This window comes from Symbiopectobacterium sp. (genome assembly GCF_047692315.1).
Taxonomy (GTDB): Bacteria; Pseudomonadota; Gammaproteobacteria; order Enterobacterales; family Enterobacteriaceae; genus Symbiopectobacterium.
In genome coordinates this window covers 1-12445 of the sequence record NZ_JBLLJS010000032.1, presented here as the reverse complement: position 1 = coordinate 12445, position 12445 = coordinate 1, and the positions used below count along the sequence as shown (strand labels likewise).

Annotated in this window: 12 protein-coding genes and 7 pseudogenes; 7 read left to right on the top strand and 12 right to left on the bottom strand. The window is 51.5% G+C overall.

Going from position 1 to position 12445, the window contains the following annotated elements:
• The first annotated feature begins 38 nt into the window (after positions 1 to 38).
• From ACMZI0_RS20395 to ACMZI0_RS20365, 7 genes and pseudogenes are all read left to right on the top strand, one after another.
• Complete coding sequence (locus ACMZI0_RS20395; protein ID WP_415674315.1) at positions 39 to 224, top strand: hypothetical protein; 186 nt, start codon at positions 39 to 41, stop codon at positions 222 to 224.
• A 97-nt stretch (positions 225 to 321) separates the two neighbouring features.
• Positions 322 to 1046, top strand: a pseudogene (gene dusC, locus ACMZI0_RS20390) (tRNA dihydrouridine(16) synthase DusC).
• A 178-nt stretch (positions 1047 to 1224) separates the two neighbouring features.
• Positions 1225 to 2288, top strand: a pseudogene (locus ACMZI0_RS20385) (amino acid permease); the annotation flags it as partial.
• A 7-nt stretch (positions 2289 to 2295) separates the two neighbouring features.
• Positions 2296 to 3576 (top strand): annotated as a pseudogene (locus ACMZI0_RS20380) (flavocytochrome c).
• Positions 3577 to 3687: 111 nt separating this feature from the next.
• The gene (locus ACMZI0_RS20375; RefSeq protein ID WP_415674314.1) at positions 3688 to 4023 is read left to right on the top strand and encodes an FMN-binding protein; all 336 of its coding nucleotides are present in this window, start codon (positions 3688 to 3690) and stop codon (positions 4021 to 4023) included.
• Between the two features lie 44 nt (positions 4024 to 4067).
• Positions 4068 to 4955: a flavocytochrome c gene (locus tag ACMZI0_RS20370; RefSeq protein ID WP_415674313.1), complete on the top strand. Its 888-nt coding sequence runs from the start codon at positions 4068 to 4070 to the stop codon at positions 4953 to 4955.
• Between the two features lie 300 nt (positions 4956 to 5255).
• On the top strand, positions 5256 to 5411 hold the full coding sequence (locus ACMZI0_RS20365; protein ID WP_415674312.1) for a hypothetical protein: 156 nt from the start codon (positions 5256 to 5258) through the stop codon (positions 5409 to 5411).
• A 7-nt stretch (positions 5412 to 5418) separates the two neighbouring features.
• On the opposite strand, the gene ACMZI0_RS20360 is transcribed toward ACMZI0_RS20365, so the two are convergent.
• From ACMZI0_RS20360 to ACMZI0_RS20305, 12 genes and pseudogenes are all read right to left on the bottom strand, one after another.
• Positions 5419 to 6066 (bottom strand): hypothetical protein, encoded by a 648-nt coding sequence (locus ACMZI0_RS20360; protein WP_415674311.1) that lies wholly within the window; start codon positions 6064 to 6066, stop codon positions 5419 to 5421.
• A gap of 82 nt (positions 6067 to 6148) precedes the next feature.
• Positions 6149 to 6540: pseudogene (locus ACMZI0_RS20355) on the bottom strand (Mor transcription activator family protein).
• Positions 6534 to 6956: a gp16 family protein gene (locus tag ACMZI0_RS20350; protein ID WP_415674310.1), complete on the bottom strand. Its 423-nt coding sequence runs from the start codon at positions 6954 to 6956 to the stop codon at positions 6534 to 6536. The pseudogene ACMZI0_RS20355 and the gene ACMZI0_RS20350 overlap by 7 nt, the downstream one beginning before the upstream one ends.
• A gap of 136 nt (positions 6957 to 7092) precedes the next feature.
• The gene (locus ACMZI0_RS20345; protein WP_415674309.1) at positions 7093 to 7272 is read right to left on the bottom strand and encodes a hypothetical protein; all 180 of its coding nucleotides are present in this window, start codon (positions 7270 to 7272) and stop codon (positions 7093 to 7095) included.
• Positions 7273 to 7379: 107 nt separating this feature from the next.
• Complete coding sequence (locus tag ACMZI0_RS20340; protein WP_415674308.1) at positions 7380 to 7622, bottom strand: hypothetical protein; 243 nt, start codon at positions 7620 to 7622, stop codon at positions 7380 to 7382.
• On the bottom strand, positions 7619 to 7789 hold the full coding sequence (locus ACMZI0_RS20335) for a hypothetical protein (protein WP_415674307.1): 171 nt from the start codon (positions 7787 to 7789) through the stop codon (positions 7619 to 7621). The genes ACMZI0_RS20340 and ACMZI0_RS20335 overlap by 4 nt, the downstream gene beginning before the upstream one ends.
• A complete protein-coding gene (locus ACMZI0_RS20330) occupies positions 7786 to 8250 on the bottom strand; it encodes a host-nuclease inhibitor Gam family protein (protein ID WP_415674306.1) in 465 nt (154 codons plus the stop codon). The genes ACMZI0_RS20335 and ACMZI0_RS20330 overlap by 4 nt, the downstream gene beginning before the upstream one ends.
• 97 nt (positions 8251 to 8347) lie before the next feature.
• Entirely contained in the window at positions 8348 to 8578 is a 231-nt protein-coding gene (locus ACMZI0_RS20325; protein ID WP_415674305.1) for a hypothetical protein, read from the bottom strand.
• 2 nt (positions 8579 to 8580) lie between these two features.
• Complete coding sequence (locus tag ACMZI0_RS20320; protein ID WP_415674304.1) at positions 8581 to 8865, bottom strand: hypothetical protein; 285 nt, start codon at positions 8863 to 8865, stop codon at positions 8581 to 8583.
• 13 nt (positions 8866 to 8878) lie between these two features.
• Positions 8879 to 10030 (bottom strand): annotated as a pseudogene (locus tag ACMZI0_RS20315) (AAA family ATPase).
• A gap of 13 nt (positions 10031 to 10043) precedes the next feature.
• Positions 10044 to 11841, bottom strand: a pseudogene (locus ACMZI0_RS20310) (integrase catalytic domain-containing protein).
• A gap of 163 nt (positions 11842 to 12004) precedes the next feature.
• Positions 12005 to 12445: pseudogene (locus ACMZI0_RS20305) on the bottom strand (DUF3102 domain-containing protein); the annotation flags it as partial.

The following is a 12445-nucleotide window of genomic DNA, read 5'->3' as shown; positions in this document are numbered from 1 at the left end:
CCTCTGCGCCTCGCCAGCGCAGTGGCGCGGCGGGGGGAATGCTGGGAACTGCGCGTTTGATCGGACAATCAAGCGGCACCGCGTTTGTTGGCATGCTGCTGGAGCGATTCGATATGCAGGGAGGTTACTATGCGCTTTACATGGGATGTGGCACGGCGGCGTTGGCGTGTCTGCTGAGTTTTACCCGCCAGGCATTTAACCCCTCGGTTGCGGATAAAGACTAGCAATAGGGTAACGCTTGCTTTTCCCGCCCGCCTCAGTACCATGACGGGCTGTTTTAACCGGAGCGCCGTGCGGCGCCCTGATGAGCTGAATTGCGTTATGCGTATCCTTCTTGCGCCGATGGAAGGAGTTCTCGATGCACTGGTGCGGGAACTGCTGACCGACATCAATGAGTACGATCTGTGCGTCACCGAGTTTTTACGCGTGGTGGAGGCGCTACTTTGCTCAAGGATCCTGAATTGATTTATCAGGGGGCGAAAGCCATGCGTGAGGCTGTGCCACGCCATTTCCCCGTGACAGTTAAAATCCGTTTGGGATGGGATTCAGGCGAACGTCAATTTGAAATTGCGGATGCTGTTCAGCAAGCGGGCGCTACCGAGCTTGTGGTACATGGACGTACCAAAGAAGACGGATACAAAGCTGAGCTCATTAACTGGGCGGCCATTGGCGAGATCCGTAAGCGGTTGTCGATTCCGGTAGTGGCTAACGGTGAAATTTGGGACTGGCAAAGTGCTCAGGACTGCATCGCGGCAACCGGATGTCAGGACGTAATGATTGGACGCGGCGCGCTCAACGTGCCCAATCTCAGCAAGGTGATTAAATACAACGACCCGCCGTTACCCTGGTCAGACGTTGTTGCTCTGTTGCAGCGCTACACCCAACTTGAGAAGCAGGGTGATACCGGCATGTATCACGTTGCGCGCATCAAACAGTGGTTGGGCTATCTGCGCAAGGAGTATGTTGAGGCCGATGACTTATTCCGCCAGATCCGAACCCTGACCACGTCACAGGCCATCGCGCGGAGTATCGCTGCGCTGAACTAACAGGCGTGTGATCCGCGTTTGCCATACGCCTTATGTATTGGCGAATGCTGTGTTGAATACGCCTGTTTTTTCTCCATCTATCAATCACTTTATGGGGATCCCATTGCTTTCCCGTTGGCGGAGCGGTATAACACGACACAATTTGGATGTGTAGACGTCTATACGTATAAGGAAACGCATGCAGCAGCACACCTCACCCACGCAGGAAGCCACCGCGCAAACGGGCACCTTTAAACGCTCAATGAAGGAGCGTCATCTGATTATGCTCTCTTGGGGGGCGTTATCGGAACCGGGCTGTTTTTTAATACCGGCTATATCATTTCTACTACGGGTGCCGCGGGCACGCTGCTTGCCTATCTGATTGGGGCGGCAGTGGTGTGTCTGGTGATGCTGTCGCTTGGGGAATTGTCGGTCGCGATGCCGGAAACCGGGGCGTTTCACTCCTATGCCGCGCGTTACCTGAGTCCGGCCACGGGATACACCGTCGCCTGGCTTTATTGGCTGACCTGGACGGTCGCATTAGGTTCGAGCCTGACGGCGGCAGGTTTTTGCATGCAGTACTGGTTTCCTGCTGTCCCGGTTTGGGTGTGGTGCCTGGTGTTTTGCATAGTAATTTTTGTGTTGAACGTGATTTCCGCGCGCTTTTTTGCTGAGGGGGAATTTTGGTTCTCCGTCATTAAAGTGATTACGATTCTGGCCTTTATTGTCCTAGGGGCAGGGGCGATCGTTGGCATCATTCCGCTGAAAGATGGCACGCCTGCGCCGCTGTTAACCAACCTTACCGCACACGGTTGGTTCCCGTTCGGTGGATTGCCCATTCTGATGACCATGGTTGCGGTTAATTTTGCTTTTTCCGGTACCGAGTTGATAGGCATTGCTGCCGGAGAGACGGAGAATCCGCATAAAGTGGTACCACTGGCGATTCGCACCACCGTTGTGCGCTTGATTGTGTTTTTTATTGGCACTATGCTGGTGCTGGCGGCGCTTATTCCGATGGAGCAGGCGGGGATTGTAAAAAGCCCGTTTGTACAAGTCTTTGAACGCATCGGTATTCCGTATGCCGCAGATATTTTTAACTTTGTTATCCTGACGGCGATTTTGTCTGCGGCGAATTCCGGGCTTTACGCGTCGGGGCGTATGCTTTGGTCGCTTTCTAACGAGCGTACGCTGCCCGCCTGCTTTGCTCGCCTCACACGGCGTGGTATCCCGCTGATAGCGATTTCGGTCAGTATGCTGGGGGGGGGCAGGCATGTCCGCCGCCATTAAGGCACATAACCAGGGTGCTAAAGTTATCATGCTGGAAAAAATGCCGTTTGCCGGAGGCAATACGGCGCGCGCCGAGGCTGGCTTGAACGCGGCGGGTACCCCTTACCAGAAGGCAAAAGGCATTCAGGATAGCCCGGAGTTGTTCTTTCAGGACACGATAAAGGGCGGTAAGAACATCAATAATCCTGACCTGGTGCGCACCTTGTCTGAACGGGCAAAAGACTCTGTGCAATTTTTGAAGGATAACGGCGCAGAGTTTGGCTGATTTAACACGTACGGATGGGGCCAGCGTCGATCGTACCCACAGACCTGCCGGGGCGAGCCAGCCGGTAGCTTCATCGCGACGGCACTGATCAAAAAAGTGAAGGCGCTGAACATCGATCTGCGCACCAATACCTCTGCAACCGAAATTGTCCAAAATGACAAGGGCGAAGTCACCGGCATCAAAGCAAAAGGCAAAGATGGCAAAGAATTTGCGCTCAATGCAAAAAAAGTGATGATCACCTCAGGTGGGTTTGGTGCCAACTTTGACATGATCAAGCAGTACGACCCGAAACTGGCTAATTTCAAAACCACCAATGCACCGGGTTCGTTAGGCGAAGGGGTAAAGATGGCGGAGAAAATCAATGCCAAGCTGGTGGATATGGAGTACATCCAGATTCACCCCAGCACCGTACCGGGTAAAGGCATTCTGATTACCGAAGCGGTGCGTGGCGATGGTGCAATCTTGATTAACGAAGAGGGTAAACGTTTTATCAATGAATTACAGACGCGCGATGTGGTATCACAAAGCATCCTGAAACAACCGGGTGCCCACGCTTATCTGGTCTTCAATGATGATTTGGTGAAACAGAACAAGACCATCAACAGCTACTTTAAGCAAAAACTGGTTGCTGAAGGTGATACACCGGAAGCGTTGGCTAATGCCATTAAAGTGGATGCCAAACAGCTGCCGCAAACCCTGAAAACTTACACAGGTTATGCAAAAGCCAACAAGGATACCGAATTTGGGCGTGACAGCTTCAAACAGGCGCTGGATACCGGTAAATATTATGCTATTGAAGTGACGCCTGGCATTCACCACACCATGGGCGGCATTGCCATCAATACCAAAGCGCAAGTGCTCAATAAAGACGGGAAAGTGATCCCGAACCTGTTTGCTGCGGGTGAAGCGGCAGGCGGCGTTCGCGGTGCCAACCGTCTGGCGGTAACTCACTGGCGGATATTGTTACCTTTGGCCGCATCGGTGCTGATGAAGCCGTAAAAGACCGTAAAAGAAATTAAAGCAGGTAAATAAGTCATATTATTAGTGCGACGCCGTTTCGTGAGCAGCGGCGTCGCAGTCATCAAAAAACCAGAGAAAAGCGGGAGAATTATGAAAAAAATCGTTCCATCGTTGGCTGCCGCCTTGTTGTTTGTGGCTTCGGCCGGCGTTCAAACGTATAAAGACGGAACATACACCGGAAAAGCGCAGGGTAAAGAAGGGGAGATCGAAGTTTCGGTGAATATCAGCGCCGGCAAAATTGCCAATGTGGAAGTGGTAAAACACGAGGACACCGAAGCGCTGATGTTGGGTGTGATTGATAATATCGTGCCGGAAATTGTCGAAAAACAAACGACAGAGGGTATTGATGCAGTGACGGGCGCGACCATGTCCAGTACTGGCGTGCTGGAAGCGGCAAAACAGGCGTTGGAGCAAGCGAAGTCTTAATCGGTTATACCTAAATTATTTGCGTTGCAGGAACGCTGCTTGCAGTGGCCTTGTTAGAGGTGGGGCCAGGGATGGGCCAACAGCCAATTAAAGCCAAAGGCAAAGATGGAAATGTGTTCACCATTGATGCCAAGAAGGTGATGATTACCGCCGGTGGATTTGGTGCCAATTTTGACATGATTAAACACTACGATCCCAAACTGATCGGTTTTAAAACAACCAATGCACCCGGTTCGTTGGGCGAAGGTGTAAAAATGGCGGAAAGTATTAACGCCAAGCTGGTGGATATGGAATATATCCAGATTCACCCAACAACAGTACCCGGAAAAGGTATTCTGATTACGGAAGGTGTGCGTGGTGATGGCGCTATTTTAGTCAATGAACAAGGGAAACGTTTTATTAATGAATTGCTAACGCGTGATGTCGTTTCGCAAAACATTTTAAAACAGCCCAACGCCCATGCTTATGTGATTTTCAATGACGCCTTGGTTAAACAGAATAAGACCATTGATACCTATTTTAAACAGAAACTGGTGTTCGAGGGTGATTCTGTGGAGGCGCTCGCCGCGGCCATCAAGATGGATCCCAAACAGTTATCTGCAACCTTGTCTGCCTACACGGGCTACGCGAAAGCGAACAAAGATACCGAGTTTGGTCGCGAAAGTTTTAAACAAGCATTGGATACCGGAAAATATTACGCAATCGAAGTGACGCCGGGCATCTACCATACGATGGGCGGTATCGCCATTAACACCAAAGCGCAGGTTATCGATAACCAAGGTAAGGTAATCCCGAACCTGTTTGCGGCAGGTGAAGCTGCTGGCGGGGTGCATGGTGCCAACCGTCTGGGGGGGAACTCACTGGCGGATATCGTTACTTTTGGTCGTATCGGTGCGGATGAAGCCGTAAAAGAAATTAAAGCCGGTAAATGATCGGTTTTATTGTGCGATGACAAGCGAAAGCGTCGTCGAACAGAACGCCTGTGGCATAAGCGACAGGCGTTCTGTTGTACGCACACTTTTCGCCTTTAGCAGGATGGAGAATCTGATAGGACGTGAGATATTTGAAAGGGAAACGTGCGATAAATGTGGATCTACCTGGGACAATTCATGGTGATTAAGTTACACATAGTGAAACAGAAATTACGTTTTAAAACCCATTAATTGAAAACATCCTCTTTACTGAACTAGAGTAGAATCCGCTACAATTGATTTTATCTAGAGGAAGTTTCCATGACGACCAAGAACAACAATCATGATAGCTGTGACTTTACAGAGAATCCCAAAAATGCCCGAGTAGTCACATTTGAAAGAGATGCCAGCAAGGAGAAAAAACCCGCGCCATCGCAACAGTCAAATCACCAGCCTGGCATCCGTCCCAAAAAATAATTGACACCTAAACCTCAGGAGGCGTGGATACAGCTTTAACCCTGTTCCTCCTGATTTCTACCCTGGCTATCTGCTCCGCAGGAATGTAGGTCGCCAGCGCTCCCCAAGAATCATCGATCACACTGGCAAACTCGTGCCATTCATCACTACCAGGTGCGCTATGGTGTGTTACATAAAGAATGACATCTCCCGTATTGCCCAGCGCGAACGGTCCATTAGGGAGTCCTTCAAAACGAGCCAGAGGCCGCGATAATAACCCGCTGCCATCCTTAAGAATAACGAACACTTCAGTGGCCCGGTATTCAATCTGTCCAAACAGCTGCTGCCACGCAGAATGGGTGCCATCAGACCACGAGATATTGTGCTTCCGGAGAAATGCGTACAACCGTTTACGCCCATATTTACGCCACAATGCCCCCAGGGTCAATGCCAACAACACTGGCGGCAACGCTGCCACGTAAGCATTGACGCCACACCATAGTGTCACGTGGTATATTGCTGTCGGCAACAGGCTAAAAATCAGTGTGGAGAAGAGAATGTCAATGGGTTTATGGTGTTCTTTCAGGCCGACATTAGCAATAAAGTAGCTAATGTAGCCAGAGGACAATGTGACGAGTGTTGCCCAGGGTAAATCGAGCAGGGTTGAATCAAGCATATTTATCTCCTTTGCATGGATGCTGTCGTGGCAATGATAGTAACAAAAAAGCACTAAAGTACTTAAAGTGCGTTATAGATGATCATCCTGCCTGCTTATCTTCATCTTCATCTTCATCTTCAAACAGATTGCCCTGGATACGGGCCAGCTCTTCTTTTTTTACCCGTTTAACCACCGAATAAATCCACTGTAGTGAGACTTTGTATTTACGCGCCAGCGCGTGGTGGTTATGGCCGTTGAAATTGGCAAATATCTCCCGGTCACGCTGGCTGAGTTTCCATATCAGCCCCATCGGGAAATAGACATTTTGCCCACCCCAGACCGCCATCATCTGACTGGCGACGGTGTCGCCTATCTGGCTGGCAACGGCGGGGTCAACATCGATAATCTGCCTGACGGTCTGCGCCGTATGTTCAGCCAGCTCAACCAGTAAAGTAACTCTGGCCCTTTGCTACGAAAGGTATTCTCTAGCATGATGTTGCCCTCGCCACGCGCTTCTGCCACTGCTTGAGTTTCTCGATAATCTGGCTGGCCTGTTGGCTATCCAGCCAGTAAGGCGAATCACAACCGGTTTCCCGTTTAACAAAGTGGGCAAGGGCTTTTGCTAAGGCATCACGGACAATGCCCTCGTGGGCCATTGCCTGCCACAAGGCCTCCATTTTTTGGAGTTGCGGACGGTCAGTCTGCTTTTTTGTATTGGCTTGATGGGGCTGGATACGGAAGCCTTTGGCTTTCGGGGCGTTTAACACCTGAGCCAGTTGACCGATATTCAGGGCTTTTGCCGATGTTTTCCCCGTTAGCCTGTGCAACATCTGGCGGTAAGTCGTGTCGTCCAGCTTGAGATTGTGGGCGGCAATATGGATTAACTGCAGGTATTTTTGTCGGGTCATCGCTGGCGTCCTTTATCGTCGTGGTCGAGGTCAGGGTTCCTTATACTATGGGCAAAAAATAATCCTTCAGGTTTTGAAGGATTATAAAGTGAATACACTTGCTACACAATTGAATGTGCTAAATGCCGATTTTAGACTATGACTTCTTCACGAAAATCGCCTTGGCATCAATATCTTTAAAGGTTTCAAATTTTTCTGAGAACTGTCTGGCGGCCTGTTGACAGGCGGTTTCCGTGTCAAATTCCTGTGTATGCAGCGAGGAAAAAGACGCATCAGTATAAGGACTGGCGTACATGGCTAAAATTAATATCCACATGATAATTTATCCTCTTTTAGTCAATCAGGTCATGTGTTCAACAAAACAAATAATGACCGCAATGAACACCATAAAACCGGCAAACAAAGCTAACCAACGGTCAATGTTCATGGGTTATTGACCTCGTGCGTTTGATGATGGGTTGGCGTTGATGCCGAGTTCGCCGTGATACCCTTTAAGGGCACAACATCCCAGTTAAGCACCCAGGCGCTATACTGCTGTTCGCAGTGTGGGCAGACCAGTAGCAGGTCAACCCCCCACTCGCCACTTTCCGGTTGTTGGGTAATGTCTGCCTGGGTAGGATTCAGCTGGTTTGTTGTCTGATGGCAGCTGATGCAGGTAATACTCATAAGACGTTCTCCTTATCTAATGTGGCTATCAGTTCGGCCAATATCTCGAAGGCATTCTGGAACTCACAATAAGCGGCGGCAGAATGGTCTGCCCGCAGGTGGTGCATGGCGCGGTTTATGTGCCTTTCAATCTGATGGCGCAGATGTTTTATTTCCTGATGGCTCATGAGGCCACCTCCTGCTCGAAGGGCGTAATAATGAAATCCTCAAGCTGGTTATGAAACGTAATGCCCCGGATATTAAGCTGTTTTATCGTGTCCTGATTTTTTAGCAGGGAATTTTTATCAATGACCGGCTTACGAATAATGCAGTGGGTCTGTCCGTTTTCTTCTAACGCCTGCAGGATATCGTCCATTCCTTTTAGGGAGACGGACGGCGGGCGGTTACGCCATGACACCTCGCCAGTTATCAGGTTAACGGTTTTGGTTTTGCCATTTTGGGTCAGCGGTTCGCGGTTGACTTCACACCAGGTCTGGATACCTTTTTGCAACAGGGTTATCCGGGCTTTCATGGCCTCAATATCAGCCGCATGCTGATGAGTTAACCGTGCGATTTCATCATTAATATGCGTCTCCAGTCGGGTCATTTCCCGCTGGATATCGCCCATCCGCTTAATATCGTCCGTCACCTGCTCACGGGTTTGCGGGGTTCAGGAAGCCGCCGCGGCTTAAAGCCGCGTTATTTTCTTTGCCATTTTTTTACCTTTTAATTAACAACGTTGGGGATTAAACGCGCTCGAAAATAATCTCCTCAAGGGCGTCGCTGTGTTGAATATGCTCAAAGACGTTAATTCGATAGCGGGCCGTTATTTCACCAAGACGGCGGTCTTGTTCATCCATGTCACGGCAGTTCTCGCAAATCGATAAATAGTCCTCATAGTCCTGCTCGGTGATATAAACTGTTTTTTCCAGATAGACCCATTGCTTTGCGCTAATGCAGACGGGCACATTCCTCATGATTAACGTACCTCCCAGATAATTCGGCACTGGTTCTGCTGAAACTGGTACTTTTCAAAACGTCCCCGGTGGTCTACGCCGTGGGAATACCTTACCGCCCTGCCGCTTTGTTGATAGGCGCGACAGCGGTGGTCATACTGAACGGTAAGGGTTGGGCGCGTGTAGCCATCCATTTCCAGGTGGTCGACGGTAAAGCCCTGCATTCTCAGGCTGTCGATGGCCCGGAAGGCCTGCGTGAACTGCAACACGACAGGTGGATGTTTGCAGGCCAGAGAAGATGTCAGCATGGTAGCCTCCTGTTTAATGCACACTGTGGATAATATTGGCGTCAATAACCGGGATGGCGTTCTCGGCGGCCAGGTTCATGGCGGCGGTCACCAGATTGCCGATAGCCAGCGGGTAAAGCAGGCTGACCGTTATGTCTTTCTTGGGGCGCAGCTAGCTCAGGCGTTGGCGCAGTGCCGGGATCGCATCCGGGCCAAGGACTTTGCTCATGTCGCCGCCGATGCGTTTAAATTTGAAGTCAAGAAACGCCGTCAGGTGTTCATCCAGTGGCGGCAGGTCAATCACCTTGCAGCGCTGCACCACTTCTCTGACGGTCAGCAGGCGCTCTGATAACTTGTCTCCCAATTCGGGTTGTCCCAGCAGGACGATGGACAACAGTTTTTTAAAGCCGTCTTCCAGCTCAAAGAAGCGTTTAAGGTGCTTTAAGGTCGGTATGGGCAGCGCATGGGCTTCTTCAATCACCAGCACATGGCTGTATCCGGCATAGCTGCTGTCTTTTAATACCCGGTGTAGCTGACGAAAGCGGGCCTCCGGCGAGCGTTTGAGTTTTTCCAGTGGGGCCAGCGTATGGAAAATGGCTTCGGCGAGGCTGGCGGCTTTCAGGGTTTTACCCTGATGGTCGTTATCCTCCATGGCCAGCACGTACGGCTCAATCACGACGGCCGGGGCATTTTCCCGGTTAATCCGGTCAGCCAGGTCGCGCCTCAGGGTGCTTTTACCCGAGCCGGATTCACCGATAACCGCGATAAAGCCGCCATAGCGTGCGGTCTGGTACAGGGCCTCGCGCACATAACGGCTTTCAGGGGTTAAAAAAACATCTTCATGACCTTGTACCGCGTTGTCATCAAACGGGGCGCGAAACAGCCCGAAATGCTTTTTCGTGGTAGGGGTTAATACCTGTTTTTTAGTAACATGGTGTCCTCCTCGTTGCTGGGGGGGTGCATTTTCCTTGCCGTCGGGCGTGACCCCGTCAAAGCAGTCGTCCGCCTCTATGCTCTGGTCACGCAGCCAGGCCCGGATACGGTGTTTTAGCGTGTCGGTGTCCTGTTTCGGCCACTGGTGGTGGTTGACTATCTGCGCCAGCGTCGCCTCGGAAAGGTCAAGCGCGCGGGCTAGGGCGGCCTGGGTCAGGTTGTGTCGCTGTAATAGGGTTTTCAGTTTCAGCATGATTGCCCTCCGGTTAACCGTGGCTGGCCAGGCTGACCACCACATCGCTGGTCAGCCCCATCAGCTCATCACCCAGGGCGTCGACCTGGTCAGCCGGAATGCCGTCAGGAAAACGCTGGGTTAGTGTGGTGTAAAATTCACTGCGCCAGGTCTTGCCTGCTGCCTGAAAACGCGCGCGCAGGCGTTGAACCACCACAACCGGGTTTAAGCGCTCTTCAAAACGCGGGGCACAGACCGTGGATGTCTGCCCCTGTCTGGGGAGGTAAATCGGTGGGGTATCGCGTTCATTGTCAAGATAGGGGTTAAAGCGCCCACCAAAGGGTAAGGCATTGGCTTTTTGCGCGGCGGCGGTTTCCCCCGGCGTGGTGGTGCCATACAGGGTCTGCTCGACTTCCGCCAGATGGTGTTGCGCCGTGGTGTGGGGTAATGCCTTGAAAGATGCGCCTAATGTCGGGCCATTGAGGGAAAAACCGTAGTCGTCTTTCGCCACTTCCGGTACCCGGCAGAAGATTTCCTGTCCGTCTTCATTCATCATTACCACCTGCGCTTCACTGTCGCGCCAGGGGTTGCGCACTATCTGTACGGTGTCGCCCACGCAAACGCCGGGGACTTGCCGTACATCGTATTCACTCCCCCTGAACGACACGCGAAGATGAGTAGTGACCTTACGGCTTTCCGGCTGACTCACTGCCAGCTCACGGCACACATCAACGGGCGGTGCCTTAATTAACTGCTGCGGAGTGACCCGTAACCAGCAGTCGGTGCGGGTCATGCCAGTACGTCGGTGGATGGCGGTACGGTTGTATTTTTACGCCACAACCCGACCAGGCAGTTCAATTCATCAATATTATCGACTTGCACAAACCGCAGGCCGGATTCAAAATTGCACTCGAGAATGTCGCGCGCCTTTTCCACTGAGCCGGTGGCGCGGGCATTACGGGCTTTATGTGCGATAAGTTGAATACCAAGTGTTTTACACAGGTTGCGCATGGTGGACGAGACCAGCGCGCAACCGGGGTCGGTATAGAGGATGCGCGGCACGCCATGCAGTACGTCGGCCCCACCGCGCTCCTGCATGGCATTAATCAGCACATCGGTAAAGTTTTGTGCTGTTTCGCCGCTGAAGCGGTACTCGGCGTAAATCCAGCCACTGGTATGGTCAGTCAGCTCAAATGACCAGACGCGGTCATTGACTACCCGTGCCAGATTTTTCGGCTTGTTCTTGTTAAATTCCGCCTCATTCATCATGCGCAGGCCGCTATCGCGCGTGGTGCGCCCTTTGTCGGGATTTTTCAGGTAATAGAGCACACACAGCGACGCATCCAGTTGCCAGACATGATTGGGGTGGTCGGTTTTCAATTGAACGCACGGGGCTGGTGCCCGTAACTGGTTGGGGTGCAGGCGATATTGGTACAGCGCCCGACTGATGGCATCGACCGACAGGGGGAACCACTCGCCGGTCTCGTTATCAATATATTATCAATATACCCGGCATTAATCAGGTTATTGGCCCGCAGGTCGTTAACCGCCTTTTCCAGACTGTAGAGACGCTTGCCGTTCTTGCGTTCTGATTCCATGATGACGCCAGATATCAACAGAGCTTCGTCACGCGTCAGGGCACTGGTACCATAATCTACCCGCTGCTTACGCGGCGGTTTATAGCTCACCTGTTTAATTCTTCTCAGCAGAGTCGCCCTGGAAATACCGAGTGCCTGGCAACCCGTCTGATAAACGGCGTCTTTGCCGCCATGCCCGGCTTTTTCGGCGGCCTGGGCAATGGCTAGTATGCGTTCGGTCAGGATGGGGTTCATTACTCCACCTCCTCGCCGCTATCCTGTCCGGTACCGCGTAAATGTTCAGGTAACTGAAAATCTGCGTCTTCCGCCTCTGCATCGGCGTTTACCCAGTCTGGTACAGTATCTGAGGGGGCGTGATGGGGTAGCGAAAATCACTGCGCAACACATTGATTTAAAACTAAATATCATTAAGCAGGCCCGCTAAATAGTCGGCGTGAGAAGTCATATCGCCAGTGTGGTCATTCAATTTTTCCAGCCCTTCACGAAAGCGCCCCATTAATATGGCCTTAACATCAAAGCCCACCAGGCCAATTTCTTCACGGAGCTGGCGTATTCCCTCTTCACCTAACGGGCGATGTTGATCGAGCAAGCGCTTTTCACTCAGTTCATTGATCTTTTGATCTTTCTCGTTGGCCAAGCGGCGGCTGGCTTCAAGTGATTTTTCTGTATCACGCAGTTTTGCGCGAAGTTCTCGCGACGACATGCGATCAATCTCATCCAGCGTTAGACCGGCAATGGTGCCGCCTTCGGCAAGTTCGGCGAGGTCTTCATCGTCTTCTGTCATCAGTTCAAAGAGCTTAGTTTTTCCTAGCATTCCCAGCGCTGGGAATGAAGAGCT

Coding starts and splice junctions, on each gene's coding strand:
- ACMZI0_RS20350 (WP_415674310.1), bottom strand. CDS start 6,956: ATGACCCGACAAAAATACCTGCAGTTAATCCATATTGCCGCCCACAAT.
- ACMZI0_RS20360 (WP_415674311.1), bottom strand. CDS start 6,066: ATGCTTGATTCAACCCTGCTCGATTTACCCTGGGCAACACTCGTCACA.
- ACMZI0_RS20320 (WP_415674304.1), bottom strand. CDS start 8,865: ATGCTGACATCTTCTCTGGCCTGCAAACATCCACCTGTCGTGTTGCAG.
- ACMZI0_RS20365 (WP_415674312.1), top strand. CDS start 5,256: ATGACGACCAAGAACAACAATCATGATAGCTGTGACTTTACAGAGAAT.
- ACMZI0_RS20375 (WP_415674314.1), top strand. CDS start 3,688: ATGAAAAAAATCGTTCCATCGTTGGCTGCCGCCTTGTTGTTTGTGGCT.
- ACMZI0_RS20345 (WP_415674309.1), bottom strand. CDS start 7,272: ATGTGGATATTAATTTTAGCCATGTACGCCAGTCCTTATACTGATGCG.
- ACMZI0_RS20340 (WP_415674308.1), bottom strand. CDS start 7,622: ATGAGTATTACCTGCATCAGCTGCCATCAGACAACAAACCAGCTGAAT.
- ACMZI0_RS20395 (WP_415674315.1), top strand. CDS start 39: ATGCTGGGAACTGCGCGTTTGATCGGACAATCAAGCGGCACCGCGTTT.
- ACMZI0_RS20335 (WP_415674307.1), bottom strand. CDS start 7,789: ATGAGCCATCAGGAAATAAAACATCTGCGCCATCAGATTGAAAGGCAC.
- ACMZI0_RS20325 (WP_415674305.1), bottom strand. CDS start 8,578: ATGAGGAATGTGCCCGTCTGCATTAGCGCAAAGCAATGGGTCTATCTG.